Source organism: Burkholderia sp. 22PA0099 (assembly GCF_047497165.1).
In the GTDB taxonomy this organism is placed as follows: Bacteria; Pseudomonadota; Gammaproteobacteria; order Burkholderiales; family Burkholderiaceae; genus Burkholderia.
The window spans coordinates 2,201,785-2,228,617 of the sequence record NZ_CP163165.1; the positions used below are offsets into that span (position 1 = coordinate 2,201,785).

30 protein-coding genes are annotated in these 26,833 nt (G+C 67.5%); 19 read left to right on the forward strand and 11 right to left on the reverse strand.

Going from position 1 to position 26,833, the window contains the following annotated elements; all coding sequences use genetic code 11:
- Positions 1-245: 245 nt before the first annotated feature.
- The gene (locus tag AB4851_RS25460; RefSeq protein WP_414449291.1) at positions 246-1,028 is read left to right on the forward strand and encodes an SDR family NAD(P)-dependent oxidoreductase; all 783 of its coding nucleotides are present in this window, start codon (positions 246-248) and stop codon (positions 1,026-1,028) included.
- Here the strand turns inward: AB4851_RS25460 and AB4851_RS25465 are convergent.
- The gene (locus AB4851_RS25465; protein WP_414449292.1) at positions 1,015-2,013 is read right to left on the reverse strand and encodes a LysR family transcriptional regulator; all 999 of its coding nucleotides are present in this window, start codon (positions 2,011-2,013) and stop codon (positions 1,015-1,017) included. The two genes, AB4851_RS25460 and AB4851_RS25465, sit on opposite strands and share 14 nt — an antisense overlap.
- Positions 2,014-2,154: 141 nt before the next feature.
- Between AB4851_RS25465 and rhaM the strand changes: the two genes are divergently transcribed.
- From rhaM to AB4851_RS25500, 7 genes are all read left to right on the forward strand, one after another.
- Positions 2,155-2,469 carry an L-rhamnose mutarotase gene (rhaM, locus tag AB4851_RS25470; RefSeq protein WP_414449293.1) on the forward strand — a complete coding sequence of 105 codons (315 nt, stop codon included), beginning with the start codon at positions 2,155-2,157 and terminating at the stop codon, positions 2,467-2,469.
- A 36-nt stretch (positions 2,470-2,505) separates the two neighbouring features.
- Positions 2,506-3,405: an amidohydrolase family protein gene (locus AB4851_RS25475; protein ID WP_414449294.1), complete on the forward strand. Its 900-nt coding sequence runs from the start codon at positions 2,506-2,508 to the stop codon at positions 3,403-3,405.
- 53 nt (positions 3,406-3,458) lie between these two features.
- Complete coding sequence (locus tag AB4851_RS25480; protein WP_414449295.1) at positions 3,459-4,991, forward strand: sugar ABC transporter ATP-binding protein; 1,533 nt, start codon at positions 3,459-3,461, stop codon at positions 4,989-4,991.
- Positions 4,992-5,008: 17 nt separating this feature from the next.
- Positions 5,009-6,031 (forward strand): ABC transporter permease, encoded by a 1,023-nt coding sequence (locus tag AB4851_RS25485; RefSeq protein ID WP_414451943.1) that lies wholly within the window; start codon positions 5,009-5,011, stop codon positions 6,029-6,031.
- Positions 6,024-7,022, forward strand: a complete 999-nt coding sequence (locus AB4851_RS25490; RefSeq protein WP_414449296.1) for an ABC transporter permease — start codon at positions 6,024-6,026, stop codon at positions 7,020-7,022. Before AB4851_RS25485 ends, AB4851_RS25490 begins: the two co-directional genes overlap by 8 nt.
- Positions 7,023-7,118: 96 nt before the next feature.
- Entirely contained in the window at positions 7,119-8,156 is a 1,038-nt protein-coding gene (gene rhaS, locus AB4851_RS25495; RefSeq protein WP_414449297.1) for a rhamnose ABC transporter substrate-binding protein, read from the forward strand.
- Positions 8,157-8,218: 62 nt separating this feature from the next.
- The gene (locus AB4851_RS25500; protein WP_414449298.1) at positions 8,219-8,461 is read left to right on the forward strand and encodes a hypothetical protein; all 243 of its coding nucleotides are present in this window, start codon (positions 8,219-8,221) and stop codon (positions 8,459-8,461) included.
- A gap of 9 nt (positions 8,462-8,470) precedes the next feature.
- Here AB4851_RS25500 and tssA read toward each other — a convergent pair whose 3' ends face one another.
- Positions 8,471-9,616, reverse strand: coding sequence for a type VI secretion system protein TssA (gene tssA / locus AB4851_RS25505; protein ID WP_414449299.1), 1,146 nt, complete (start codon positions 9,614-9,616; stop codon positions 8,471-8,473).
- Positions 9,617-9,717: 101 nt separating this feature from the next.
- Entirely contained in the window at positions 9,718-10,317 is a 600-nt protein-coding gene (locus AB4851_RS25510; protein ID WP_414449300.1) for a LysE family translocator, read from the reverse strand.
- Positions 10,318-10,434: 117 nt separating this feature from the next.
- Between AB4851_RS25510 and AB4851_RS25515 the strand changes: the two genes are divergently transcribed.
- From AB4851_RS25515 to AB4851_RS25525, 3 genes are all read left to right on the forward strand, one after another.
- Positions 10,435-11,367 (forward strand): LysR substrate-binding domain-containing protein, encoded by a 933-nt coding sequence (locus AB4851_RS25515; RefSeq protein ID WP_414449301.1) that lies wholly within the window; start codon positions 10,435-10,437, stop codon positions 11,365-11,367.
- Positions 11,368-11,512: 145 nt separating this feature from the next.
- Positions 11,513-12,472 carry an AraC family transcriptional regulator gene (locus AB4851_RS25520; protein WP_414449302.1) on the forward strand — a complete coding sequence of 320 codons (960 nt, stop codon included), beginning with the start codon at positions 11,513-11,515 and terminating at the stop codon, positions 12,470-12,472.
- A gap of 72 nt (positions 12,473-12,544) precedes the next feature.
- Positions 12,545-13,186: a LysE family translocator gene (locus AB4851_RS25525; protein WP_414449303.1), complete on the forward strand. Its 642-nt coding sequence runs from the start codon at positions 12,545-12,547 to the stop codon at positions 13,184-13,186.
- A gap of 34 nt (positions 13,187-13,220) precedes the next feature.
- Here AB4851_RS25525 and AB4851_RS25530 read toward each other — a convergent pair whose 3' ends face one another.
- On the reverse strand, positions 13,221-13,820 hold the full coding sequence (locus AB4851_RS25530) for a TetR/AcrR family transcriptional regulator (protein ID WP_414449304.1): 600 nt from the start codon (positions 13,818-13,820) through the stop codon (positions 13,221-13,223).
- A gap of 72 nt (positions 13,821-13,892) precedes the next feature.
- Here AB4851_RS25530 and bdcA point away from each other — a divergent pair, with 72 nt between their 5' ends.
- Together bdcA and AB4851_RS25540 are read left to right on the forward strand one after the other, a co-directional pair.
- A complete protein-coding gene (gene bdcA, locus AB4851_RS25535; RefSeq protein ID WP_414449305.1) occupies positions 13,893-14,618 on the forward strand; it encodes an SDR family oxidoreductase in 726 nt (241 codons plus the stop codon).
- A gap of 28 nt (positions 14,619-14,646) precedes the next feature.
- Positions 14,647-15,507 carry an NAD(P)-dependent oxidoreductase gene (locus AB4851_RS25540; protein ID WP_414449306.1) on the forward strand — a complete coding sequence of 287 codons (861 nt, stop codon included), beginning with the start codon at positions 14,647-14,649 and terminating at the stop codon, positions 15,505-15,507.
- A 55-nt stretch (positions 15,508-15,562) separates the two neighbouring features.
- Here the strand turns inward: AB4851_RS25540 and AB4851_RS25545 are convergent, their stop codons facing one another.
- The 3 genes from AB4851_RS25545 to AB4851_RS25555 all read right to left on the reverse strand — a co-directional run bounded on the left by AB4851_RS25545 (position 15,563) and on the right by AB4851_RS25555 (position 16,818).
- Positions 15,563-15,814, reverse strand: coding sequence for a hypothetical protein (locus AB4851_RS25545; RefSeq protein ID WP_414449307.1), 252 nt, complete (start codon positions 15,812-15,814; stop codon positions 15,563-15,565).
- A complete protein-coding gene (locus AB4851_RS25550) occupies positions 15,795-16,313 on the reverse strand; it encodes a DUF2778 domain-containing protein (protein WP_414449308.1) in 519 nt (172 codons plus the stop codon). Before AB4851_RS25550 ends, AB4851_RS25545 begins: the two co-directional genes overlap by 20 nt.
- 172 nt (positions 16,314-16,485) lie before the next feature.
- Positions 16,486-16,818, reverse strand: a complete 333-nt coding sequence (locus AB4851_RS25555; RefSeq protein ID WP_414449309.1) for a hypothetical protein — start codon at positions 16,816-16,818, stop codon at positions 16,486-16,488.
- Between the two features lie 184 nt (positions 16,819-17,002).
- Here AB4851_RS25555 and AB4851_RS25560 point away from each other — a divergent pair, with 184 nt between their 5' ends.
- Together AB4851_RS25560 and AB4851_RS25565 are read left to right on the forward strand one after the other, a co-directional pair.
- Positions 17,003-17,284 carry a type II toxin-antitoxin system CcdA family antitoxin gene (locus AB4851_RS25560; RefSeq protein ID WP_414449310.1) on the forward strand — a complete coding sequence of 94 codons (282 nt, stop codon included), beginning with the start codon at positions 17,003-17,005 and terminating at the stop codon, positions 17,282-17,284.
- Entirely contained in the window at positions 17,284-17,607 is a 324-nt protein-coding gene (locus AB4851_RS25565; RefSeq protein ID WP_414449311.1) for a CcdB family protein, read from the forward strand. The genes AB4851_RS25560 and AB4851_RS25565 overlap by 1 nt, the downstream gene beginning before the upstream one ends.
- A gap of 72 nt (positions 17,608-17,679) precedes the next feature.
- Here AB4851_RS25565 and AB4851_RS25570 read toward each other — a convergent pair whose 3' ends face one another.
- From AB4851_RS25570 to AB4851_RS25585, 4 genes are read right to left on the reverse strand one after another with little or no spacing between them, the layout of a single operon-like run.
- The gene (locus tag AB4851_RS25570) at positions 17,680-18,654 is read right to left on the reverse strand and encodes an ABC transporter substrate-binding protein (RefSeq protein ID WP_414449312.1); all 975 of its coding nucleotides are present in this window, start codon (positions 18,652-18,654) and stop codon (positions 17,680-17,682) included.
- A gap of 38 nt (positions 18,655-18,692) precedes the next feature.
- Positions 18,693-20,903 (reverse strand): TonB-dependent receptor, encoded by a 2,211-nt coding sequence (locus AB4851_RS25575; protein WP_414449313.1) that lies wholly within the window; start codon positions 20,901-20,903, stop codon positions 18,693-18,695.
- Positions 20,904-20,908: 5 nt separating this feature from the next.
- A complete protein-coding gene (locus AB4851_RS25580) occupies positions 20,909-21,718 on the reverse strand; it encodes an ABC transporter ATP-binding protein (protein ID WP_414449314.1) in 810 nt (269 codons plus the stop codon).
- Positions 21,715-22,770: a FecCD family ABC transporter permease gene (locus AB4851_RS25585; protein ID WP_414449315.1), complete on the reverse strand. Its 1,056-nt coding sequence runs from the start codon at positions 22,768-22,770 to the stop codon at positions 21,715-21,717. Before AB4851_RS25585 ends, AB4851_RS25580 begins: the two co-directional genes overlap by 4 nt.
- A gap of 523 nt (positions 22,771-23,293) precedes the next feature.
- Between AB4851_RS25585 and AB4851_RS25590 the strand changes: the two genes are divergently transcribed.
- From AB4851_RS25590 to AB4851_RS25605, 4 genes are all read left to right on the forward strand, one after another.
- Positions 23,294-23,458, forward strand: a complete 165-nt coding sequence (locus AB4851_RS25590) for a hypothetical protein (protein WP_414449316.1) — start codon at positions 23,294-23,296, stop codon at positions 23,456-23,458.
- A 2-nt stretch (positions 23,459-23,460) separates the two neighbouring features.
- Entirely contained in the window at positions 23,461-23,979 is a 519-nt protein-coding gene (locus tag AB4851_RS25595; protein WP_414451944.1) for a DUF2778 domain-containing protein, read from the forward strand.
- Positions 23,960-24,232: a hypothetical protein gene (locus tag AB4851_RS25600; protein ID WP_414449317.1), complete on the forward strand. Its 273-nt coding sequence runs from the start codon at positions 23,960-23,962 to the stop codon at positions 24,230-24,232. The genes AB4851_RS25595 and AB4851_RS25600 overlap by 20 nt, the downstream gene beginning before the upstream one ends.
- A gap of 160 nt (positions 24,233-24,392) precedes the next feature.
- Positions 24,393-26,228, forward strand: a complete 1,836-nt coding sequence (locus AB4851_RS25605; protein WP_414449318.1) for a DUF3300 domain-containing protein — start codon at positions 24,393-24,395, stop codon at positions 26,226-26,228.
- The last annotated feature ends 605 nt before the right edge of the window (positions 26,229-26,833 follow it).

A 26,833-nucleotide genomic window follows, 5' to 3' on the forward strand; every position in this document is an offset into this window, starting at 1 on the left:
CATGCAGCACTGTAATCAGCCCGGCGATGCGTGACCAATACCAATATCGGCGATGGCGATGCAATTTCCGGATCGAGTGTCGATAACGACGGCGGCCCGGCAACGAGCGACTCGCGACACGGCGATCCGGAACGCGGATCGGACGATGCGGATTCCGGATTGTCGCGGCCAGGGCGGCGACCCTATATTGAGCCGCACGGCCCGGGCGGCCTGGCCGCCGCACAACCGCAATTCAGGAGGACGAAGTGCTGCTACAGGACAAGGTGGTGATCGTGACGGGCGGCTCGCGCGGGATCGGCCGCGCGATCGCGGTGGCGAGCGCGCGCGAGGGCGCCGACGTGGTGATCAATTACTGGGGCGACAACGATGCCTCGTACGGCCGGGGCACGGCCGTCGACGAGGTGCTGGCCGAAGTCGGCCGGGCCGGCCGCCGCGCGATCGCGGTGGAGGGCAACGTGGCCCAGCCCGGCACCGGCACGGAGCTGGTGCGCCAGGCGGTGCGCGCGTTCGGCAAGGTGGACGTGCTGGCCAGCAACGCCGGCATCTGCCCGTTCCATGCGTTCCTCGACATGCCGCCCGCAGTGCTGGAACGCACGGTGGGCGTGAACCTGAACGGCGCATTCTATGTGACGCAGGCGGTGGCGCGGCAGATGCGCGAGCAGGGCACGGGCGGCGCGATCGTCGCCACCAGTTCGATCAGCGCGCTGGTGGGCGGCGGCATGCAGACGCATTACACGCCCACCAAGGCCGGCGTGCATTCGCTGATGCAGTCGTGCGCGATCGCGCTCGGACCGTACGGAATCCGATGCAATTCGGTGCTGCCGGGCACCATCGCCACGGACCTGAACGCCGAGGACCTGGCCGATGCCGAGAAGCGCGCCTATATGGAAAAGCGCATTCCGCTGGGCCGGCTCGGGGCGCCCGACGAAGTGGCCGATTGCGTGGTGTTCCTGGCCTCGTCGCGCGCGCGTTATGTAACGGGCGCGGCGTTGCTGGTGGATGGCGGGCTGTTCGTCAACCTTCAGTGACGATCACGGGCGAATCCGGCGCGCCGGGCGCGTCGCGCAGCGCATCGACCGCCGGGTCGGAGAAGCGGCGCAGCAGGCCGACGAAGTATTCGGCCGCTTCCGAAAGCGGCTCGTCGCGGCGCGTGAGGATGCCGTAGCCGGGCAGGCGCTTGCCGATTTCGAGCGGCAGCGCCACCAGCAGCCGCGCCTTGACGTGATCGCGCACCACCGGTTCGGGCAGCATGGCGATCGCGTCGAAGGTCTCGACCAGTTGCAGCGTCGCGAAGATCGAGCCGCATTCGGTGAGGTTGGCCGGCGTGGCGAGCCGGGCGCGCGCGAATTCGTTTTCGAGCAATACGCGCGCGGGGCTGGTGACCGGCTGCGCGACCCACGGCCATTGCGCGAGTTCGGCCAGCGTGAGTTCGCCGCGCGCGGCCAGCGGATGCTGCGCGCGCGTGACCAGCACCAGCGTTTCGGCGGCGATCGGCTCGAAGTGGAAATCGTTGTGTTGCAGCGCGTTGGTGAGGCGGCCGAGCGCGAGGTCCACCTCGCGGCGGTACAGCAATTGCACGATCTGATCGCTGGTTTCGCCGAGGATGCGCACGTTCAGCAGCGGGCGCACGGTTTTGAGCGAGGCCACGGCCAGCGCCAGCACGTCGGGCGCGGCGCCCATGATCGCGCCCACCGTCAATTGGCCGTGGCCGCCGCGGCGCTTCACGTCGAGATCCTCGGCGAAGCGGGTCAGGTCCGACAGCGCGCGCCGGGCATAGGCCAGCACCGGCAGGCCCAGCGAGGTGGGCGCAAGACCTTTCGCATTCCTGTCGAACAGGCGGAAGCCGAACGCATCCTCGATATCGCCGAGCATGCGGCTCGCGCTGGGCTGGGCCACGTTGATCTCGCCGGCCGCCTGATGCACGTTGCGGCAATCGTCGAGCGCGACGAGCAACGCGAGATGCTTGAATTTCAACCGGTTGACGAGCGACAGCGCGGTGGTGTGCAGGGTCATGGGCGGGTGATTCGTTTTCTGGATCGCCCAATGATGATAACGGATTGGTTGGCTATCGCGAGGCGTTTATAGTCGCTGCAACGCGTCGGGCGTGCCGCCATGCAGCGGTCGCACCGATGCGACAACGAGGGAGACACGATCATGGAGACGATCGCATTCCGGATGCAGCTCGATCCGGGCCGGCGCGACGAATACGAGCGCCGGCACCGCGAAATCTGGCCCGAACTGACCGACGCGCTGCGCGCGGCCGGCATCCGCGATTACTGGATCTTTCTCGACGAGGCCACCCATCACCTGTTCGCTGTGCTCAAGCGCGAGCCGGGCCATCGCATGGATGCGCTGGCCGCCGAGCCGGTGATGCGCAAATGGTGGGACGCCATGGCCGACATCATGCAGACCGAGCCCGACGGCTCGCCCGTGCAGGTGCCGCTCGCGCCGTTGTTTCATCTTCCCTGAATCGATGTGCGCGCCTCGAGCGCAAGGAGCCCGACGATGCGAGTAGTGGATCCGCATGTGCATTTCTGGCGGCCCGCCGGCGGCGATTATCCGTGGCTGGCGAAGCCCGGCACGTCGTTCGTGGGCGATGCGCGCGATCTCGCGCACGATTATCTGCCGGCCGATTTGCTGCGCGAGGCGGGCGAGATCGAGATCGCGAAGGTCGTGCATGTGGAGGCGAACTTCGACCCGGCCCGGCCCGTGGAAGAAACGCGCTGGCTGCACACGCTGGCGGACGATCGGTCGGCCGGCCACGCGGGGCTGCCGCACGGCATCGTCGCGGCGGCGGATCTGTCCGCGCCCGATGCCGAGGTCGTGCTGGCCGCGCATGCCGCGTTCGCCAACGTGCGCGGCATCCGCCAGATCCTCAACGTGCACGCCGATCCGCTTTACAACTACGTGGCGCGCGACTACCTCGCCGACCCGGCATGGCGGCGGCAGTTCGGGCTGCTCGCGCGTTACGGCCTGTCGTTCGACATGCAGCTCTATCCCGCGCAGATGCCCGAAGCGGCGAAGCTCGCGCGCGCGCATCCGGACATCCCCATCGTGCTCGATCACGCGGGCATGTTCGTCGATCGAGACACGCCGGCCGGGTTTCGCGCCTGGCGCGACGGCCTGCGCGCGCTGGCGGCCTGCCCGAACGTGTCGGTCAAGCTGAGTGGGCTGGCGATGTTCGATCACGCGTGGACGGTCGAGAGCCTGCGGCCCTACGTGCTCGATGCGATCGACGCGTTCGGCGTGACGCGCGCGATGTTCGCCTCGAATTTCCCGGTGGATCGCCTGTTCGGCGGCTACGAGGCGCTGTGGCGCGCCTATGCGCGGATCGTCGGCGGCGTGTCGGACGACGAGCGCCGGCTGCTGTTCTCGGCCAATGCCGAACGCGTGTACCGGATCTAGCGGCGCTCGATGCGTACCCCGGCAAGACCAACATACATACAACGGAGACGAACTTGGCGACACCTGACAAGGCGGTCCCGCCGCGCCTCGAACTGAGCGGCGCGAGCAAGTCGTTCGGCGCGGTGCGCGCGCTGATCGGCGGCGAGCTGGTGCTGCAAGCGGGCGAAGTGCATGCGCTGCTCGGCGAGAACGGCGCGGGCAAATCCACGCTGGTGAAGATCCTCGCGGGCGTGCATGCGCCGGACACCGGCGTGTTGCGCGTGGATGGCGCGGAGCGGCGCTTCGCCTCGCCCTCGGACGCGCGCGCGGCCGGCATCGCCGTGATCTACCAGGAGCCGACGCTGTTCTTCGATCTGTCGATCGCCGAAAACATCTACATGGGCCGCCAGCCGCTCGACCGGCTCGGCCGCATCGATTACGCGGCGATGGAAAGGCAGGTGGCCGTGCTGCTGGCCTCGCTCGGCGTGAACCTGCAAGCGCAGCAACGCGTGCGCGGCCTGTCGATCGCCGATCAGCAGGTGATCGAGATCGCCAAGGCGCTGTCGCTCGACGCCAACGTGCTGGTGATGGACGAACCCACCGCCGCGCTGTCGCGGCCCGAGGTGGAGCGGCTGTTCGCGATCGTGCGCACGCTGTGCGAGCGCGGCGCGGCGGTGCTGTTCATCACGCACCGGCTGGAGGAAGTGTTCGCGCTGGCGCGTCACGTCACGATCATGCGCGACGGCGCCAAGGTGTTCGACGCGCCCACCGAGACGCTCAGTACCACGAAGATTGTCGCGACGATGGTGGGCCGCGATCTGGCCACGTTCTATCCGAAGGCCGAGGTCGAACGCGGCGCGGTGCGGCTGTCGGTGCGCGGGCTGACGCGCATCGGCGTGTTCAAGGACGTGTCGTTCGACGTGCACGCGGGCGAGATCGTCGCGCTGGCCGGGCTGGTGGGGGCGGGGCGCAGCGAGGTGGCGCGCGCCGTGTTCGGCATCGATCCGCTCGACGCGGGCGAGATCGCGGTGGCCGGCAAGCGGCTCGCGCCGGGCGACCCGGGGCGGGCAGTGCGCGCCGGCCTGGCGATGGTGCCCGAGGATCGCCGCGAGCAGGGCCTCGCGCTGGAGTTGAGCATCGCGCGCAATGCGTCGATGACGGTGCTCGGGCGGCTCGCGCGCTTCGGGCTGGTGTCGGCCGCGCGCGAGCTGGCGCTGGCCGGCGAGTGGGGCGCGAAGCTGCGGCTGAAGGCGGGCGACTTGCGGCTGCCGGTGGGCACGCTGTCGGGCGGCAACCAGCAGAAGGTGGTGCTCGGCAAGTGGCTCGCGACCGGGCCGGCCGTGCTGATCGTCGATGAACCCACGCGCGGCATCGACGTGGGCGCCAAGGCCGAGGTGTACGCCGCGCTGGCCGACCTGGTGCGCGACGGCATGGCGGTGCTGATGATTTCGAGCGAACTGCCCGAGGTGCTCGGCATGGCCGACCGCGTGCTGGTGATGCACGAGGGGCGCATCCGCGCCGATATTCCCCGCGCCGAGGCCAGCGAGGAGCGTATCATGCGCGCCGCGCTCGGCGGGCGCGATCCGTCGCTGGAGCGTGCCGCATGACCACCGGAACCCCGACCATGAACCCAGCCGAATCCGCGGTGCGCCACCCGGCGGCGGCGCTGGCCGCCGCGATCGCGCGCAGCCGCGAAACCACCTTGTTCGTTGTCCTGCTGTTGCTGGTGGGCGGCACGGCGCTCGCGCGGCCGCAATTCCTCAACCTGCAGAACCTGCGCGACGTGCTGCTCAACGTCTCGATCATCGGCCTGCTGACGGCCGGCATGACGATCGTGATGCTGATGCGGCATATCGATCTGTCGGTCGGCTCGGTGGTGGGGCTGGGCGCCTACGGGGTCGGCAGCCTCTATGTGGCGTTCCCGCAGATGCCGGTGCCGGTGGCGCTCGCGGCGGGCGTGGCGATCGGGCTGGCCGCGGGCGGCGTGAACGGGCTGCTGGTGGCGTACGGGCGCGTGCCTTCGCTGGTCGCGACGCTGTCGATGCTCTATATCCTGCGCGGCGCCGATTACGCCTGGGTGCACGGCGGCCAGATCAACGCCGGCAACTTGCCCGATGCCTATTCGCGGCTGGCCACCGGCGCGGTGCTCGGCGTGCCGGTGCTGGTGCTGATCACGGTGGTGCTGCTCGCCGGCCTGTCGGTTTACCTGAAGCGCTACCGGGCCGGGCGCGAGCACTACGCGATCGGCTCGAACCCCGAGGCCGCGCGCCTCGCCGGGATTCGCGTGGACCGCCGCGTGCTGGCCGGCTTCCTGATTTCCGGCGCGCTGGCCGGGCTGGCCGGCGCGCTGTGGCTGGCGCGCTTCGGCACGGCCGACGCCAGCACCGGCAAGGGCATCGAGTTGCAGGTGGTGGCCGCCGCGGTGGTGGGCAGCGTGGCGATCAACGGCGGGGTGGGCACGATACTCGGCGCCGCGCTCGGGGCGCTGGTGCTCGGCGTGATCAGCATCGCGCTGGCCGTGCTGCATGTCTCGCCGTTCTGGGAACAGGCGATCGAGGGCGCGCTGATCGTGGCCGCCGTGACGGCCGACACGCTGCTGGCCCGCTCGGTCGCCAAACGCATGATGAGGAAACGCGATCATGGCTGATATATCTCGCAAGGGCGCGCGCAGCGCCACCGCATTGGGCTGGGAAAGCCTGCTGGCCGTGATCCTGGTGCTGTCGCTGGTGCTCGGGCGCGTGCTGTCGCCGGTGTTCCTCGACGCGTCGAACCTCGCCAACATCCTGCTCGACATCGGCGAGATCGCGCTGATGGCGCTGACCATGACGCTGATCATCGTGACGGGCGAGATCGACTTGTCGGTGGCGTCGATCCTCGGCGCGTCGAGCGCGCTGATGGGCGTGCTCTGGCATCTGGGCTGGCCGATGCCGGCGGTGATCGCGGCGGCGCTGGCGGCCGGCACGCTGGCGGGCCTGTTCAACGGCTGGGTGATCGTGCGTTTCCGGCTGCCGTCGCTGGCCGTGACGATCGGCACGCTCGCGCTGTTTCGCGGGCTGGCCTACGTGCTGCTCGGCGATCAGGCCATCGCCGATTTCCCGCCCGGCTACACGGCGTTCGGCATGAACACGGTGGGCGGCAGTTTCCTGCCCGAGCCGTTCGTGATCGTGATCGTCGCGGCCGTGCTGTTCACGGTGCTGCTGCAGGCCAGCGCATTCGGCCGCAGCCTCTATGCGATCGGTGCGAACCCGGCCGCCGCCACGTTTTCGGGCATCGCCGTGGCGCGCACCAAGCTGCGCCTGTTCGTGCTGTCCGGCTTCATGAGCGCGCTGGCCGGAGTGGTCTACACGCTGCGCTTCACCAGCGCGCGCGGCGACAACGGCGAGGGCTTCGAGCTGGCCGTGATCGCGGCCGTGCTGTTCGGCGGCGTCAGCATCTTCGGCGGGCGCGGCTCGCTGTATGGCGTGCTGCTGTCGCTGCTGATCGTCGGCATCCTGAAGAACGCGCTGACGCTCGTCGACGTATCGAGCGAAGCGCTGACGATCGTCACCGGCGTGCTGCTGCTGTCGTCGGTGCTGATCCCGAACCTCGCCGCGAGCTGGCATGCGCGGCGGCTGCACCGGCGCACGCTGTCTCGCTGAGCGTCGAACGCCGCGTTCGTTGTTTCGTCTTGCATATCAACATGGCCGGGCTCGCATCTCAGCCATACACGCCGGCCTTACATCGGAGACACCAGCATGCATCGATTTCCTCACTCGGCCGCGCGCGCGGCCGCCTGCCTGAGCCTGGCGGCGCTTGCCACGCTCACCACGTTTGCCGCGCTGGGCGCCGCGCCCGCGCAGGCGGCCGGCGTCAAGGAAGGCCTGAAGATCGCCTTCGTGCCGAAACAGATCAACAACCCGTACGAGGTGATCGCCGACGACGGCGGCATGGCCGCCATCAAGGAACTGAAGGGGCAGGGCAAGGTGGTGGGGCCGTCGGATGCGGGGGCGTCTTCGCAGGTGCAATACATCAACACGCTGACCACCCAGCGGCAGAACGCGATCGTGATCGCCGCCAACGATGCCAACGCGCTGGTGCCTTATCTGAAACGCGCCATGTCGCAGGGCGTGAAGGTGGTGACGTTCGATTCGGACACCGCACCGGATGGCCGGGAGATCTTCGTCAACCAGGCCAACGCCGAGAGCATCGGGCGCGGCCAGATCCAGCTCGTCGCGAAGCTGACGGGCGGCGAGGGCGAGTTCGCGATTTTGTCGGCCACGCCGAACGCGACCAACCAGAACACCTGGATTCACTGGATGCAGGAGGAATTGAAGAAGCCCGAATACGCGAAGCTCAAGCTCGTCAAGATCGCCTACGGCAACGACGACGATCAGAAATCCTTCGTCGAGACGCAAGGCCTGTTGCAGGCCTATCCGAACCTGAAGGCGATCGTCGCGCCCACCTCGGTGGGGATCGTGGCGGCCGCGCGCTATATCTCGACATCGTCGAGCAAGGGCAAGGTGGCCGTGACGGGGCTGGGCACGCCGAACCAGATGCGCGCGTTCGTGAAGAACGGCACCGTCAAGGCGTTCCAGCTGTGGGACCCGGGTCAGCTCGGTTATCTGGCCGCTTACGCCGCCGCGAACCTCGCCTCGGGCACGATCACCGGCAAGGAAGGCGAGCGCTTCGACGCGGGCAAGCTCGGCGCGCGCACCATCGGCAAGAACGGCGAGGTCGTGCTCGGGCCGCCGACCACGTTCGATGCGGGCAATATCGACCAGTTCAATTTCTGAGCGGCTGCGCCGCTGCGGTAAGCTCGCGGTCTTGCGAATATCCGGCCGCGAGCCGCTTGGTCATGAACCACGATTTGATCGAAAACACCGCCGCATACATTGCGCGATACCTCGCCGAACGCCCTGCGGCGGTCGATACGGTGGAGGGCGTGCAGCGCTTCTGGCTCGATGCGCAGGAGACCGAACTGACGCTCGACGTGACGCGCGCGGCGCTTGAATTGCTTGCGCAGCGCGGCGTGACGGAGGTGCGGAAGGTGGGCGATCGCATGCTGTGGCGACGCCGCTTGAACGATGCGACGGCGTGACGGCTGCACTTACGCCTTGTCCTGCGGCCTCGCGATGCCGAGCATCGTGAAAACATCGAGTTGCCCGCCCATCTGCACGAAAACCTTGTCGTACAGCTCGGGCGTCGGCAGCGCGCTCCACTCGACGGCGGTGCGAACCAGATACGGCGCGGGGCTGTGCGGCTCGATGCGCATCAACCATGCGGCGATCTCGGCCAGCCGCGCGTAAGCCTGGGCGCGTTCGCGCAACAGGTCGGCGGTGAGGGCTTCGGTTGGGGGCGCGGCGTCGGCGGTGCCGCCGATGGGTTCGGAGATCGTTGCATTTGCAACGGGCGCTTCGGTGGCCGCCGGCGCTGCTTCCTGCGCCGCCAGCCCGCGCCGTTGCAGCTCGTGGCCCAGCCATGCGCGGATCTGTTCCAGCAGCGCGTGCAGCCGGCCGATCGGCGGCGTGGCGTTGCCGAAGCGCGGCGCCAGGGCGTCGCGCAGTGCATCGAGCGCGGCCAGCCCGTCGCCCAGCGCCGCGTGCCGCGCGGCCAGCGATTCGCTGGAGGCCGCGCCCAGCGTGAACTGCAATTCCGGCAGGCTCGCCGCGCTTGTATCGGCGGCCTGATGGCCGGCCCGGTGTTCCTGGTCGTCGCGCACCGCCCGTTCCCAATCGGCCCAACTGAATGCGGGCCGCCCCTCGCTTTCCACCAGCGTGGCGAGGCGCAGCGTGGCGAGATTTTTTTCGTCCATCAGGCGCAGCAGCGCCTCGCGTTGCTCGAAATGGTCGTTGGCGTCGTCGGGCAGCATCGTGTCCCAGAAGCGCGCGCAGGTTTCGCGCAACAGCACGAGCGGCGGTGCGATGCCGTCGAAGCCGTGCTGCTGGATCTGCGCCTCGAACAGCCAGGTCAGCAACTGCAAATCCTTGCTCTGATGCGCCAACATGCCGGCGGCCAGCATGCCGACCTTCATCCAGTCGGTGCCTTGCCGGTGGCGCGGCCGCTCCCACACCCCGACGGGCAGCGACGGGTCGTCCTGCGCGCGCGCCTGGCGCAATGCCGTGTAGTAGGGGGTGGCGCGCATCGAGCGCCCGCTGGGGGCATCGGCGGAAATCGGTGCGAGCAGCGTGCCGAGATCGAGCCGGAAGTGCTCGGTGAAATAGCGGTCGGCGCTGGCGTAAAGCGAATCGGTCATCGGTCGTTCCGGGATGGCGAGGGGGCGGGCAACGCAGGAAATCGCGTCGATGCTACGCCAGTTCGGCGCCGCGGCGATAGCGCCGCGCCCGCCCCCCGCGCTCAGGTCCACAGAAACACCGCGCAGCCCGCCGTTACGAAACCGGTGCCCAGCGTGAACACGCGCCAGCGCAGCGGCGTCGACAGGAGCCGCCGCAAGCTGCGCCCGGCCAGCGCCCACGAGCCGTTCGCGATCAGGCACAGCGGCGGCGCCGTCAGCAGCGCGGCGGCCGGCAGCCACGGGTTCGCATGCGTGGCCGACAGCGCCAGCGAGGCCAGCGCCACCGTGCCGGTGATCGCCTTCGGGTTGGTGAACTGGAACAGCGTGGCGGGCAGGTAGCGCATCGGTTGCGCGTCGCCGGGGCTGTCGCCGAGGCGCGCGTGCGCCATGCGCCAGCCGATCCGCACCAGCCACACCGTGCCGACGATCTTCAGCAGCAGCACGCTGCGCGGCCACGTGGCGATCACCGGTTCGAGCAGCACGATACCGAGCGTGCTCAACAGCAGCGTGCCGGTCAGGATTCCGAACAGTTGCGGCAGCGTGCGGCGCAGGCCGAAGCGCGCGCCCGATACCATCAGCATCATGTTGTTCGGCCCCGGCGTGGCCCACATCGAAAAGGCCACGACGACGAACGGCAGGAGCGGGGCGAGGCTGTGCGGCATGACGGCGATCCATCGACAAGGAGATATGAGATGGATTGCAGTCTAGATGCGAAGAAAACTTTGCAATAGCGAGGATTTCTCGCAGAATGCCGTGAGGAAAATTCACAGCCAAACCCGATGCGCCGCCTGCCCCCGCTCAACGCCCTGCGCGTGTTCGACGCCGCCGCCCGGCGCGCCAGCTTTTCCGGCGCGGCCGAGGAGCTGTGCGTCACGCACGGCGCCGTCAGCCACCAGGTTCGTCAACTCGAAGATTGGTTCGGCAAGCCGCTGTTCGTGCGGCATGCGTCGGGCGTGCGCCTGACGGCGGCCGGGCTGGCGCTGCACGACGCCGCCGACCGCGCGCTGGCGCTGCTGGAAAGCCGCTGCGCCGAGATCGCCGGGCCGGGCGAGGCGGCCGAGATCGTGGTGGGCGCGCCGGGCAGCCTGCTCGCCAATTGGGTGATTCCGCGCCTGGAGCGCTTCGAGGCCGCACACCCCGAGATTCGCGTGCGTTTGCAGACGAGCGCCGCGCTGGCCGACCTGGAGGCGCAGGTGGTCGATGCGCTAATCGTCAGCGGGCGGGCGTGGCCGCGCCAGATCGAGGCCGTGGCGCTGTTCGAGGAGCGGATCGGGCCGGTGTGCGCGCCGGACTGGCCGCATCGGATCGTGGCCGCCGGCGCGTTGCCGGGGCAGGCGCTGCTCCATACCCGTTCGAATCCGCAGGCCTGGGCCGATTGGGCCGCCGCGCAGGGGCTGGATGCGGCGGGCTTCGGCGGCGGGCGGCGCTTCGATCACCTGTCGTTGATGCTGGAGGCGGCCGCGGCGCGGCTGGGCGTGGCGATCGCGCCGGCCTTGCTGGTGGAGCGCGAGATCGCGGCCGGTCGGCTGGTCGCGCCGCTCGGGTTCGTGGCGGGCGGCGGCGCGTTTGCGTTCTGCACGCGGCGCGGGCAGGCGGCGGCCGGGGTGACGGCGCTGCGCGATTGGCTGCTGCGCGAGGCCGAGGCGGAGGAGGAGGCTGCGCAGGCCAGGCCGAAGGCGAAACGGGGGCGGGCGCGCAAGACGGCGGGGTGAGGCGGCGGGCAGTGCATCGGCCGGTCGTATCGATCACGGCATGTGCCGGCGTATCTGCCGCCACATGTGGCGCCGCGTCTGCCACCGGTTCGGTCCGCCTTCCCGCATACTGACGCTCCCCGCCACGCACAGCGTCATTGCCACCGTGTCTTCCGCCCCCGCCACGCACAGCGTTACCGCTCCCGCGTCTTCTGCTCCCGCCACGCACAGCGCCACCGCCACCGAGTTTTCCGCCCCTGCCACCCCCAGCGCCACAGCCCTCGTGTCGTCCACCGCCGCCGCTCGCCGAGACGCCCGCCAATCGTTCTGGCGCGACCCAGCCCTCCCGTTCGTCGAAAGCCGGCGTGCCTGCCGCAGCCGCGCCTGCTACAAGCCGCATCACCATCCGACGTTCTCGGTCGGCGCGGTGGACGGCGGTGCGAGCGTGTTCACCGGCGCGCCCGGCGGCCCGATCGGTTTGCAACCCGGCATGCTCGTGCTGGTGCCGGCGCATCGCGTGCATGCCTGCAACCCCGAGCCCGGCGAGGCCTGGAGCTACCAGATGCTGCACATCGATGCGAACTGGCGCGATGCCGTCCGCCAGGAATACGCGCCGGCCGTGCCGCAAGATGCCAAGGATGACGAACCGATCCGCATCGTGACGAACCCCGCGCTCTACGCGCAGTGCTGCGAACTGAACGCGCTGCTGTGTTCCGACGCCGATGTCCGCGACAAGGAAGCGGCGCTGATCGAATTCGTCGGTGCGTGCGATGCGGCGCAGGGCCTGCCGATCGCGCCGCCGGCCGCTCCCGCGCATCTGGCCGACCGGATTCGCCCCGCGCTCGACTGCCTGCGCGCCGAACCCGACAGCGACATCGCGCTCGACGGCCTCGCGCGCCTGGCCGGCATGAGCCGCTATCAGTTGATCCGTGCGTTTCGCGCGGTGACCGGCATGACGCCGCATGTCTGGCAACTGAACCAGCGCATCAACCTCGCGCGGGCGCGGATTCGCGACGGCGACAGCCTGGCCGCCGTGGCCCAGCATCTCGGTTTCGCCGATCAGGCGCATTTCCAGCGCGTGTTCAAGGCCTACGCGGGCGTGACGCCCGGCACGTTCCGCGCCTGAGCCGCAATTTCCTTCAATACCGCGCACCGCGCGGCCGGCACACTGCGAGCCCGTTCTTCGCTGATGCCGGATATGCAAGTCTTCCTGATGATCGCCGCGGCGCATTTCCTGGCGCTGCTGTCCCCCGGGCCGGATTTCTTCCTGATCGCCCGCACCTCGCTGTCGGCCGGCTGGCGCGTGGCCAGCGGCGCGTGCCTCGGCATCGCGCTGGCCAACGGCGTGTTCATCGTCGCCGCGTTTGCGGGCACCTCGGCGTTGCGGCCCGGCAGCGCGTGGTTCGCGGGCCTGCAACTGGCCGGTTGCGTCTATCTGCTGTGGCTCGGCGTGCTGTTCGTGCGCCACGCGGGCGGCAGCGATCTTCAGGTGTCCGCAACACGCGCTTCCGGCGCGGCTCGCGCTCGGCCGCTTGCGGCGTGGGGGCGCGCCATGGGGATGGGTTTCCTGTCCGGCATCCTCAATCCGAAGAACGCGTTGTTCTACGCGAGCCTCGCCGCGATGTTGAGCGGCCCGTATGCGAGCGCGGGCTGGAAGCTGTTCTACGGCGCATGGATGGGCGGCGTGGTGCTGCTGTGGGACGCGCTGGTGGCGCTGACGATCGGCAACCGCATCGTGCTGCGGCGCTTCACGCGCATCCTGCCGTGGCTGGAGCGCGTCTCGGGGCTGGTGCTGATTGCGCTGGCGCTCGGCGTGCTGGCCGTGCTCGCGTGGCGATGACGGCCGGCCCGGCAGTTGGCCAAGGGCAACCCGCTCAGGGCAGCAACTGCGCGAGGCCCGCCGCCGACACGTCGGCCACCGCGCAGAGCCGCGCCTCGTCCCAGCCCTGACGCGCGCCGGCCGACAGGCCCGACATCACGGCCGACACGTAATCGGTGGCGGTGGCGGCCTGCTCGGGATGCGTGGCCGCCACGAATTCGCGGACTTGCACGCGCCGCCATTCGGCCACCTCGCAGGCCAGTTGCGCGCTCTCGCTCGCCTCGCCGCCGCGCGCGGCTTCCAGCACGAGGCAGCCCGGCCGTTCGGGATCGCGCGCATAGGTGCGCGCCGCGCTGCCGATCAGCTCGGCCAGCGCGTCGGCGGGCGGGCGGCCCGGCACCAGGATGCCGTCCAGCGCGAGCGCCGTGCCCGCGTAGCGCTCCAGCACCTGACGGAAGAACGCCGCCTTGCTGCCGAACGCCGAATAGAAGCTCGGGGCCTTGATGCCGAGCGCATCGGTCAACGCGCTGAGGCCGACCGCGTCGTAGCCGGCCGCATGGAACATGCGCTGGCCCACCTCGAGCGCGGTATCGGGGTCGAATGCACGCGGGCGGCCACGCCCGGGTTTACCGCCGTTGATTAAATTAGCATCCACTACAAAAATACCTTGCGTTGTCGTGACTCGAAATTTATAGTGATCGCTAATTTATTTCAAGGAGTTCATGCGATGAATACGGAAGCAGCAGGCTGGCAAGGCAAATCGGTGATGGTGGTGGGCGGCAGCCGCGGCATCGGCGCGGCCATCGTGGCGTGGTTCGCGTCGGCCGGTGCGACGGTGCGATTCACTTGGGCGGGCTCGCAGGCGGCGGCCGAGGCGGTGGCGAAGGATACCGGCGCGCAGGCCGTGCGGGCGGACGCGGCCGACCGCGATGCGTTGCTGGCCGTCGTGCGCGAGGCCGGCCCGCTCGACGTGTTCGTCTACAACGCCGGGCTGTTCGTCGGCGGCGATCCGCTCACGCTCGACGCCGACGCCATCGATCGCCTGATCGACGTCAACGTGCGCGGCGCGTATCACGCCAGCGTCGAGGCCGCGCGCCTGATGCCCGACGGCGGCCGGATCATCTCGATCGGCTCGGTGAACGGCGACACGGTGCCGTTCGAGGGCGCCGCCGCGTACGGCATGAGCAAATCGGCGCTGCAAGGCATGACACGCGGCCTCGCGCGCGATTTCGGCGCGCGCGGCATCACCGTCAACGTCGTGCAGCCCGGCCCGACCGACACCGACATGAACCCCGCCAACGGCCCGCTCGCCGAGCAGATGCGCAGCTACATGGCGATTCGCCGCCATGGCACCGCGGCGGATGTCGCGAGCCTGGTCGCTTATCTGGCATCGCCCGCCGCGCGCGGTATCACCGGCGCGATGCATACCATCGACGGCGGTTTCGGCGCTTGAGGCCGTTTTCGATCCTGAGGAATCCACTATGAAAATCGGCATCATCGGCCTGGGCGCCATGGGGCGCGCGATGGCGCGCAATCTAGCGGCGGCCGGCCACGACGTGCGGGCGTGGAGCCGTTCCGGCGCGAGCGTGGAGGGCGTGACGCGGGCCGCGTCGCCGGCCGACCTGCTCGACGGCGACGCGCTGCTGACCATGCTTTCCGACGACGCGGCGATCCGCGAGACGCTGATCGCCCCGGGCCTGCTGGCCCGGGCGCGGCCGGGCCTCGTGCATGTGGTGGCGTCCACCATTTCGGTGGCGTTCGCGCACGAGTTGGTCGCGCTGCATGCGGCGGCCGGCGTGGGCTACGTGTCCGCGCCGGTGCTCGGCCGGCCCGACGTGGCCGCGCGCGGCGAGCTGAACGTGCTGGCGGGCGGCAAACCCGACGCCGTGAACGCGATCCGGCCGCTGCTGGAGGTGATCGGCGGGCGGATCTGGGACATGGGCGAGGAAGCGCCGGCCGCCAACGCCGCGAAGATCGCCTGCAACATGATGATCACGATGGCGATCGAGGCGATGGCCGAGGCCGTCGTGCTGACCGAGGCGAACGGGCTCGGGCGCGAACGCTTCTTCGAGCTGATCCTCGGCACGCTGTTCGGCAGCCGTTCGTATCAGGTCTATTCGGCCAATCTCGCGCAGGGCAACTACGAGCCGGGGTTCAAGGCGACGCTGGGGCTGAAGGACTTGCGGCTCGCGTCGGAGGCCGCCGCCGAGGCCGGGCGCGCGTTGCCGATGCTGGCCGCCGTGTACGCGCGGATGGGCGAGACGGTGGCGGCCGGGTTGGGGGAGCGGGATTGGTCGGTGATGGCGGAGGTGACGATCAAGGGGGTGGGCGGGAAGGGGTGAGGCCGTGGCGGGGTGATGGGCTGGGTTCCGGATCGCTCCGCCTGTTTCACCTCTTTCAACGCCGACCGTGCCGCCATAGTTTTACGATCGCCACATAGGCAAGCACGGCGGCGATCAGTTCAATCGTCAGCCATACAACGAAATACAAGTTGTCGGGATCGTCGACACCGAGCCAGTCCGACGCACGAATCCATGCACGTGTCTCGGCTAGCGACCAGTGATTGGACATCGGTATGAAGCGAACAGAAAGAAGCAGCAAACCGATGAACAGCGCCATCTTCGATAGCCTACGGACAAGTGTTGCCATGTGTGATGACCTCAATCGTCCCGTATGCGTCAAGGCCGGAATGGCCGGCAACGATGGTTCTGGTGTGCAGTAGCGCGGTGCGGATTCTCATGAAATCGACACGGCTTGGAAGCGTAATACATCCAAATGACAAGCCTGAACCGCCAGCAGGATGCAACCGGAACTGCCCACGCTTGACACCATTGATCCATGTCACATCGTCGATTATCCCGTCATCCCGATACAGTGCGAACCATTCGCTGTGATCGGACGGATTTCCCTTGTAGGCATTCCACTGGTCTTTGAGCCAGGTTTGAAACCTCGAACTCAAGCCGCCAGCAGGACGTGCGACGATCCAGTACCTTCCGGCTGGAATGGGTCCTTTATCGACCTTTGCCGTGCATCCCCCTCGATTCCGGTAGATTTCATCACCTGAATATGCCTGGTATGTGCCAACACCATGAATCGTGAGCGGTGACAGCCATGTGTTGTTAACGATGAATTTTCCAGTAACAGCCATTCTGATTTTCCTTCATTGAGTTGAATAGCGATCTGGCGATTGCCAGATCGCACGACAATGAAGAAAAATGCCAATCCGAGCCAAGACGCAGATCAAAAAGCGACAGGCTTTTCGGCGCTAACGGGGAGTCTGCGATTGTTTGCCGTGAGTCATCGCTGCAATGTCATCTGTCTCATTGTGCTGCGGCACCAGGCGGCTGACCGGCCAGCATCCGCCGTGCGTCCCCCGCCGACAGCGCATACCCGAAAAAACGCCGATAGAAATCCTGCGTCTGCGCGATCAACTGCTGCGCCGGAAACACCTCCGGATGCAGCACGCCCGCGGCCCAGCGTACCTGCAACGCCACCTCCGGCCCGTAGCGATCCCACGGAAACACGCCCGCCGGATGCGGTGTACACGGCCGTCGCGCACCGCATCTGGCCGCCGTGCTCGCGCGGATGGGCGAGACGGTGGCAGCCGGGTTGGGGGAGCGGGATGGGTCGGTGATGGCGGAGGTGACGATCAAGGGGGCCGGCGGGAAGGGGTGAGAGCGTGGCGGGGCGATGGGCTGGGTTCCGGATCGATTCAGAGACGCTGCTCGGGACCTGTCCTGTCGGACGCGAGAAGATCTGCATCGTCGGCATCGGTCGACAGGCTTCATCAAGGATGTGCAATAATGTGCGCATATTTTATGCGCATAGGATCTGCACATGATTTCTGCACAAATGCGGCACTCCGATGAACCGGCCGCGTCTAACCCGACGAGAAAAGCCAGTCGCAAGCCCACCAACGTGTCGTTGCCCTCTGATCTGCTCGAACGCGCGAGAGAGTTGGATGTCAACATCTCACGTGCAAGCGAACGGGGTCTGCGTGAGGAAGTTCAGGAAGCCGAGGCTCGTGTCTGGGCAGCAAAGCACGCTGGTTTCATTACCGAGATGAATGCGCGCATTGAACGCGACGGCCTACCTCTCGACGAGCACCGGATGTTCTGATGGCACGTTTTGATTTGTATAACAACCCGTCATCCAGGTCGAAGGCGAAGTCGCCCTATCTGCTCGATGTGCAAAGCGATCATCTGGGAGATCTGATGTCACGGGTCGTCATTCCGCTGACACACCTGGCGGGCAGTTACACACCCGCCAAGGTTGCGCAGGATCTGGCTCCGATCATCGAGATCGACGGCGAAAAATTCATACTGGAAACGCCATTTCTAGGCGCGATAAGAACCAGTGAGCTTGGCCCTTCGACCGGAACGCTAAAATCCGAGCAGACGAGGGTTCTGGCCGCGCTCGATCGTCTGTTCGGCGCTTTCTAATTAAGTTGACACAGCCCTGACGATGAATCTGCAATTGTTTGCCGTGAGTCATCGTTGTCAATGTCACCTGTCTCATTGTGCTGCGGCACCGGGCGGTTGACCGGCCAGCATCCGCCGCGCGTCCCCCGCCGACAGTTCATACCCGAAAAACCGCCGATAGAAATCCTGCGTCTGCGCGATTAACCGCTGCTCCGGAAACCCCCCCGGATGCAGCACGCCTGCCACCCAACGCACCTGCAACGCTACCTCCGGCCCGTATCGGTCCCACGGAAACACGCCCGCCGGATTGCGATACACACGGCCGTCACGCACCGCATCGAGCGTCTGCCACAGCGAGCGCTGCGGCGATTGCGCGATCGAGCCGGCGTTCGCGCCGAGGATCACCACGTCCGGATGCCACGCCAGCACCTGCTCGATCGAGACCGGCCGCAGGTTGCCGCTGATCCCGTCGGCGGCGTTGCGCGCGCCGGCCGCGCGCAGCCATTGATCGACGATGGTATCGCTGCCGTCCACCTTGAGCGGCGCGAGCGAGGCGACGTGCAACACGCGCGGCTCGGTGCGATCCGGCAGTGCGTCGAGCGCGCGACGCGTGGCGGCGAGCGTGTCGCCAAGATACGCGCGGTAGTCGCGCGCGCGTTGCGCGGCCAGCGGCGTGTCGAGCGCGGCGGCGGTCTGGTCGACGCAGGCCAGCATCGAATCGAAATCGTCGAAGCCCACCGGCACCACGTCGAGGCCCAGCCGCTGCATGGCCGCGATCGACGGCGCGCCGCGCGACACGAACACCACGTCGGCCCGCGCGCGCAGCAAATCCTCGGCATTGGGGTTGCCGTTCGCCACCGGCTGCGCGCGCCGCATTGCCGGCGCGACCTGCATCATCCAGGGGAACGCCTGCGGCCGCGCGACGGTGGCCACCACGCGGTCGGCCGCACCGAGCATCAGCACCACAGCGTTGTGCGCATACCAGAGATCGGCGATGCGCTGCTTCGGTTCCGCGTGCGCGAGCGGCGCGGCGAGGGCACCGGCCAGCACGACGGCCTGTGCGGCCATCCGGACCGTGCACCGTGCATGAAAAGAAAGGAGACGCATCACAGTTCGAACTCCACCGACGCCATCACGGTGCGCGGCGCGCCGAGCTGCGCTGTGGCGTTGCCCGCACCCGTATAGCCGTTCAGGCCGCCCGGCACGATGTTGGTCCAGTACTGGCGGTTCGTCAGGTTGTCGACCGCCAGCCGCAGCGTGACGGCGCGCTCGAACACGCTGGTCAGGTAGCGCACGCCGAGATCGACGGTGGCGTACGCGGCCGCCGAGCCGCTGTTGGCGTTGTCGGTGGGGCGCACGCCCACGTAGTGCAGGTTGACGTCGGCGGCCAGCCCCGGCACCTGCCGCACGTCGTATTCGGCCAGCAGGTTCACGGTGTATTTCGGCAGCCCGACGATCTGCTTGCCGTCGGTGCTCGCGTCGCCGGTGTCGAACAGGCGCGGGTCGAGCCACGCGACGCCGCCGAACAGCGACAGGTTGCGCGTCAGGTGGCCGTCGAGCATCCATTCCACGCCGAGGTTGCGCTGCTCGCCGCCGGTGCGGTAGATGCCGTCGGCCATCGTGTACGCATACGGCCGCGTGATGCGGAATGCGGCCAGCGAGGTGTTCCAGCGCGAGAACGCCACCTTGTAGCCGACCTCCCACTGCTTGCTGCGGTACGGATCGAGGATGTTGCCCGCGTTGGCCGAGCCGGTGGGCGCGGTGTCGCCTTGCTGCAGGCTGTCGGCGTAGGTCAGGTACAGGCTCTGGTTCACGGCCGGCTTGAACACCAGGCTCGCGCTGCCCGACAGCCCCTGGTTGGCCGATTCGCTGGTCTGCGTGCCGCGCACGTTGTAGTTGTGCGTCGACAGCCAGCTCTGGCTGCCGGCCAGCAGCACCGACCAGCGCGGCGAGAACGCGATGTCGTCGTTGAGCAGCAGCGATTGCTGGCTGGCCTGCGCGGACTGGTAGCGATGCTCGAAATCGGGCGCGCCGGTCACGAACACCGATTGCGGATTCGCCAGGTTGCCCATGCCGAGCGTGCTGGTGCCGCCGGCCACCGGGTTGAAGTTGTCCCACACGAAGCCGCTGGTGCCGATGCCGATGCGGTGCTCGATGCTGCCCGTCTTTACCTTGCCGTTCAGGTAGACGAGGTTGCTGGTGATCGTGAAGCGGCTGGCGGTGGCGGTCGACAGCGTGGTGCGGTAGTTGCCGGCGTTGTCGATCAGCGTATCGGTGATGCCGGTCGATTCGCGGTCGGCGATCTGCCGCAGCACCGCCGCGCTCAGGCGCCAGTCGGGAGAGAAATCGTGCTTGAGCTGGATCGAGCCGGTGGTCGTGGTGTTGTCGCTGCCGCCGTTGACCGCGCCGTAGGCGGCGTTGGTCGGGTCGAGCGCGCCCGAGAGATGCACGCCGCCCGCCAGCGCGAAGGTGGCCGGGAAGCCCTTCGCCACGTAGTGATAGCGGCTGACGTTGGTTTCGATGACGGTGTTCGGCGACAGGTGGAAATCGAGCGCGAGGCTCGCGAGCTGGCGGCGCACGGTGCTGTGCTCGGTATAGCCGCTGCCGGTTTCGTCGAGCAGCGTGAAGCGGTAGCCGATCGCCTTCGACGGGCCGACGCGGTCCGACGCCTCGATCTCGCGCTGGAAGCGCGTGCCGCCGGCATAGCCGAGCGTGACGCGGAACAGGCGGCTGTCGGTGGGCCGCTTCTGCACGTAGTTGAACGTGCCGGCCGGGTTGGCCGGGCCGTACAGTGCGCCGGCCAGGCCGTTCAGCACTTCGATGCGATCGAACTGCTCCAGCGGATAGTCGGTGGTCGACACGGCGTTGAGGCCGTCGATGCGGCTGTTCTGCACCACGCTGCCCTGGATGCCGCGCGACTGCGGGCGCGCGCCGTCGCCCTGCACCGATGGGATGAAGCGCAGCGCATCGGCGATGCTCTTGAGCTGCTGCGCGCGGATCACATGCTGCGGCACGACGTTGATCGAATACGGCGTGTCGACGCGCTTCAGATCGCCGAGCGGGCCGAGGTTGGCGCGCTCGACGCGCATCGACTGGCCGGGTGGCGTGTGGGCGGTGACGGTGACGGCGGGTATGGCTTGCGTGTGGGTGGGTTTGTCGGTGCTGGCGGACGCGGCCGTCGACGTCGATGTGGCGGCGGCAGATTCGGCGCCCTGCGCAAACGTGGGTGCGGCGATCGCGAACAGCAGGGACGAGGCGGAAGCGATACGGCGCAGGGGAAGGCGGGGGCAAAAGTGAGGGCGAGAAGCGGTCGGCATGGGGTTCAGTCGGGAGGAAACGGTGGCGCGCGGAAGAACCGCGAGCCGGCGATGTCGAACTGTTCGACGGGCGTGCCGTACAACGCGCCGATCGCGGTGGCGTCGAGCACGTCGTGCGGCGCGCCGTCGGCGGCCAGGCGTCCGCGATCGAGCACCACCACGCGCGTGGCGGCGTGGCAGGCATCGTCGGGGCGGTGGGTGGTGTGCAGGATCGCGTAGCCTTCGCGCGCGAGGTCCGCCAGCAAGGCATGCAGGCGCAACTGGTGACCGTAGTCGAGGCCGGTCAGCGGCTCGTCCATCAGCAGGATCGGCGCGTCCTGCGCCAGCGCGCGTGCCAGCAGCACGCGCTGGCGTTCGCCGCCCGACAGCGCCGCGTAGTCGCGATCCGCGAGCGCGGCCACCTGCATCCGTTCGAGCGCGGTGTCGATGGCGTCGCGGTCCGCGCCGCGCAGGCGCTGCCGCAGGCCGGTGTGCGGCAGCCGGCCCAGCGCGACGATCTGCTCGACCGTGTGCGGCAGCGCCGGCACGTGATGTTGCGGTACGTAGGCGATGCGGCGTGCGATGTCGCGGCGGCGCTGGTGGGCGAGCGGCGTGCCGTCGAGCAGCACGCGGCCCGCCGCCGGCCGCGCCGCACCGAACAGCAGGCGCAGCAGCGTGCTCTTGCCTGCGCCGTTCACGCCGAGCAGCGCGACCAGTTCGCCGCCGCGCAAGTGCAGATCGATACCGTCGAGCACGCTCGCCGCGCCGCGCCGGAACCGCAGGCCTTCGCAGGCGAGTGAGGCGGCGGCCCGAGGGTGTGCGTTGGGCGCGCTCATCGCAGCAGCCTGCCGCGCTGGCGCACCAGCACGAAGCCGAACGCGAGCGCGCCGGCGATCTCGGTGATCACGCCGAGCGGGATTTCGGAGGCGACGAGGCTGCGCGCGAGCGTATCGGCCACCACCAGCACCGTCGCGCCGAGCAGCGCGCAGGCCGGCACCACGACGCGATTCGAGGCGCCCGCCACGGCGCGCGCCAGATGCGGCACCAGCAGCCCGACCCAGCCGATCATGCCGCCGAGCGAGACGGTCAGCGCTGCCGCGAGCGTGGCCACGCCGATCACCGCGAGCCGGATGCGATGGACCGGTACGCCCAGGCTCAACGCTTCGTCGTCGCTTTGCGAGAGCGCGTCGAGCAGCGGTGCGGCCGCGCACAGCAGCAGCACGCCGACGGCCAGCGGCGGTCCGAGGCGGCCGAGATCGGGCCAGCCGACCTGGGCCAGGCTGCCGAGCAGCCAGTAGACGATCGCGGGCAGTTGATCGAGCGGATCGGCTACGTACTTGACCATCGCCAGCAGCGCCGAGAACAGCGCGTTGCTGACCAGCCCGCCGAGCAGCAACGCCAGCGTGCCGCCGCCACCGAGCAACCACGCCACCGCCACGCCGAGCAGCATCGCGGCGCAGCCGGCCCCGAACGCGCAGGCTTCGATCCACCAGGCGTTCGGCGCGACGCCGCTCGTGACGATGCCGAGCGCCGCGCCGAACGCAGCGCCGCTCAACACGCCGAGCCAGCCCGGCGACACCAGCGCGTTGCGAAACACGGCCTGATAGCTCGCGCCGCTGGTGGCGAGCGCCGCGCCGGCCAGCGCGGCGGCGAGCAGGCGTGGGAGCCTTTCATCGACGACGATCGCGTGCCACTGCGCGAGCGTCGCGGCGGAAATGGCCGGGTGCGCTGCAGCATGCAACGCCTGCACGACCTCCAACGGCGTCAGCGGAAAGCGGCCGGCGCAGAGCGCCAGCAGCGCGGCGGCGGCGAGGCTCGCGGCGCACAGGGCGAGCACGATGCTTGGCTGGCCGGCACGGCGCAAGCGGGGGAGAGGCGGGGAAGACATCGACTGCATCGGGGCGCGGCGTGACGTGTTGAGGCGAATGACACGGCCGCAGCGTGGCGGAAAGCGACGTATTTTAGGGGATATAACGTTCTGGTGCAGTGCGACAAAATGTTTCGTGCACGGCCGGGATTCGTGAAATGTTCGCCAAGATGGTTTTGTTCGACTGATCGATAAGGGCATTTCGCTCGTTGTCGGAGCGTGTAAACCAACCCGTCGATCTGACGCTGCCTGCTTCGGCGACGCGGAATGCATACCGCCAGGTCAGCTAGCGTTCGGATGCAGGGCAAGTGACGGTGCGCTGCGCATGAGCGATGTAGATGTTGCGTTGCTCTTCCGAACCTGCGATAGCGGGTATGACGCATTTTGCGAAAGGTGGGTTTTATATGACGATCATCTCCTATTGTTAATCGCGGCAGCACTGTAGGTGGCGTGTTGATGAGCGTCAATTTGCTTATCCCGCATGCGCGATAAGCTCGCCGACGCTTCGCACTCATTCGACCTTCGCTGACCAAGGATCAATAAAATGCCTATTTCCGATATCAAAGGCTCCGTCACCGTTCAGGGACGTGAGGGAAGTATCGAAGTCGGTTTTAGCCACGGATTGAATCTGCCTGTCGATAAGCGAATCACATGGCATTGCACGGATGGCAATATCAAGTTCATGGATGACTGGAACGAGAGGTCTTGATCATGGCATTTTGGGGGAAATTTATTATTAATAATAACCCTCTCGCGCCATTGATAATTTATGGCGTGGGTACGTTCATGGCTTTTTCAGGCGAGGGGATTTACCGTAATAGCGGTGGTTGCACCGGGATTGTGGGAAATGGCCCTTTACCGCACGGGCGATACTGGATCGTTGATCGCCCCAAAGGAGGAGTGCGTTCACAGTTGGGAGCCTGGAGCAAGGATTTGGGTAATTCTTTGATCGGTAAGCCTACCCATCACGCGGAATGGTTTGCTCTGTATCGCTGCGACGGCCAAATCGATGATTGGACATGGATACATGGAGTCAAGCGCGGCAATTTCAGGTTGCATCCAACCGGTGGCGCCGGTCATTCGTTCGGCTGCATCACGCTGCCAAGCCAATCTGATTTCCAGGCTATCCGTCGGGCATTTTTAAACACAAAGACCATTCCTGCTGGCAGATCGGGGTTGGACGCTTACGGCTGGATTGAGGTAGTGACCCATGGCAACACTTGCCCGTAGCGCATTCAAAGTCCTCCTCTTTGTCGGCTTGTTCGCCGTATCAATGCGGTTTGTTCACACCTACCCATTGCCAATGACGACAAGCCAGCAGCAATGCCTGCTTGAGATATCCGAGAAATTCGGCGTGAGCGACCCCGAAGGTTTTTATCTTTCCGTGGTTGCCGTCGTCAATTTGATGCTGGCAGCCATTGAATACTGGTTGATGGGAAAGCTCTGGCGCCGTTACTTGGAAAAACGGCGAAAAACGTCGTGATCCATCTGAACCGTTCACCCCGCCTGTCGACCTTGTGCGGCAGGCGTTCGCCTTCAGCTTTCAAGTACACAACGTCATACAAGTAACAGATTGTCGGTAGGCCGAACCCTGTCCCCATCCGTTAATCTGGCTATGTGCCACCAGACAACAAGAAGGGGATATGAAAGGAACATCGAAGATTCTCGGCACCGTCGTGTCGTCGACGCTGATCGTCAGCCTGTTGGCGCTTGCCGGATGCAACAAGGGCAACTCCACCGACACCACGCAGGCCGCCTCCGATGCGTCGGGCGCCTCCGCCGCGCAACCGGCCTCGGCCGCCAGCCCCTACACGCCGCCCACCGCCGCGCAGCTCGAACAGATGGTCGCGCCGATCGCGCTGTTCCCCGACAAGCTCGTGGCCCAGGTGCTTGCGGGCGCAACCTATCCGGATCAGATCACCGCGGCCAACCAGTGGCTCGCGCAGAATCCGTCGTTGAAGGGCGCCGCGTTGCAGAACGCCGCGAACCAGCAGCCGTGGGATGTCAGCGTGAAGTCGCTGACCGCATTCCCGGCCGTGCTGAACCAGATGGCCGGCAATATCCAGTGGACCACCGCGCTCGGCGAGGCCTACGTCAATGACCCGACCGACGTGATGAACGCGATCCAGGTCATGCGCCAGCGCGCGCAGCAGTCGGGCAACCTGAAATCGTCGAAGCAACTGGCGGTGTCGAGCACGGCGCGCCAGGCGCCGCCGCCCGATTATCAGGATGAGGCCGGCCAGCCGCCGGTGTACGCCGGCCCGGCCGTGATTCCGCCGCCGCCGCAAACCATCGTGATCGCGCCGGCCCAGCCGGACGTGGTGTATGTGCCGACCTACGACCCGAACGTGGTGTACGGCCAGCCGGTGCCGGTCTATCCGGGCTATGCCTATCACCGCCCCGAGTATTCGACGGGCGAGGTGGTGACGGCCGGCGTGCTGACGTTCGGCGTCGGCATCCTGGTGGGCGACGCGATCAGCCATCACCACGACTGGGGCTGGCACGCGTGGGGCATGAACTGGGGCGGCGATCGCGGGCGCGACGGCGGCTACCGCAACGACGGCCCGGGTAACGGTGGTGGCGGTGGTGGCGGCTGGCATCGTCCGGCGGTGGTCTACAACAACAACACATACGTGTCGCGTTCGACCACGGTCGTCAACCACATCAACAACACGACGATCAACAATCACTACGACACGAACCGCAACGTCGTGAACAACAACAACGTGGTGAACAACAACACGCGGATCGACAACCACAACGAAGGCCGCCCGAGTCCTGGCCAGGCGCCGGGCCAGTTGCAGGGGCAGGCGCCGGGACGCGAGCCGGGCAATGCGCACCGGCCGCCGGGCCTGCCGCCCGCGAACCCGGGCGCGATGACGATGCCGCATTTCACGCAGGGCGATACGCGTGAGGGCGCACGCCCCGTGCCGCAGCCGCAGGGGCAGGGTGGCAATCCGCGCGCGGAAGGGCGTCCGGGCTTCGAGGCGCAGCAGCATGGCAATGCCGAGCCAGGCCGCCAAGCGCAGCAGCCGGGGCAGCCGCACGTGCCGCAGCCGAATTTCGGCGGGCAGATGCAGAACGGCCAGCGGCAGGAGCACGAGCGTCCGGCCGGCGAGCCGCCGCGCATGGATCAACAGCGCGAACAGCAGCAACAGCAGCAACAGCGCGAACAGCAGCAACAACGCGACCAACAGCAACAGCAGCGTGAACAACAGCAGCAACGCGAGCAACAACAGCAGCAGCACGAACAGCAGCAACAGCAACAACGGGAGCAGCAACAACAGCGCGAGCAGCAGCAACGTGAACAGCACGCGCAGATGCCGCATCCGGTCGAGCCGGCCCGCGAGCAGCCGCGCCCGGAGCAGCACGAGCAACCGCGTCCGCAGCCGCAGCCGCATGAACAGCCGCGTCCGCAACCGCAGCAGCACGAACAGCCGCATGGCGGCGGCGAGCAGCACGAGCCGCATTCGCACTGAGGCACCGCAGCACCGCAACCCCGGCACCGAGCCCACAACCCGCGCCCGAACCGGTTTCGCACCGGCCTCCGGCAGCGGGTTGTTCAGTTCAACGAGACGATTCGCGCACCGTTTTCCGTAAGCCTCGAAAGGCCCGCCGTGAACCGATTCCACGGCCTGCGAGACTTTGTCGAAAATGATGTTGACTTATGTTTTGCAGGCCGCCTAGAATCCGCAGGTCTTCAAATTTGGGGCAAAAGCCTTGGACTCTTGTAGTAGTCGAACCTCGATCAGATTCGCTGCCTGAACGGCAGGACGTCCGCGCTTCCCATCCCAGCCGCCGTCCTGCCAACAGGCAGACGGTGCGCGTCGCTTTACCTCCCCGTGCATCCTGTTCCCGCGCCATGAGGCGCCGTCTCGTCATGCGTTCGCGCGTCAGCGCCGATCCGCCTGCGCGATGGCGCTCGTGCGCCCCGGTCCGACCGGTTCGCTGATCGCACGGCTGTCATTCGACGGCCGTACGATGCGCGCCGTCTCCACGCCCGTGCCCGGCACGCCCGGCTGGCGAGAGCCCTGCGCTTTTGTTTCGTTTTCCTTACTTGCTGCCCATTCGCCTCCACCGCGAT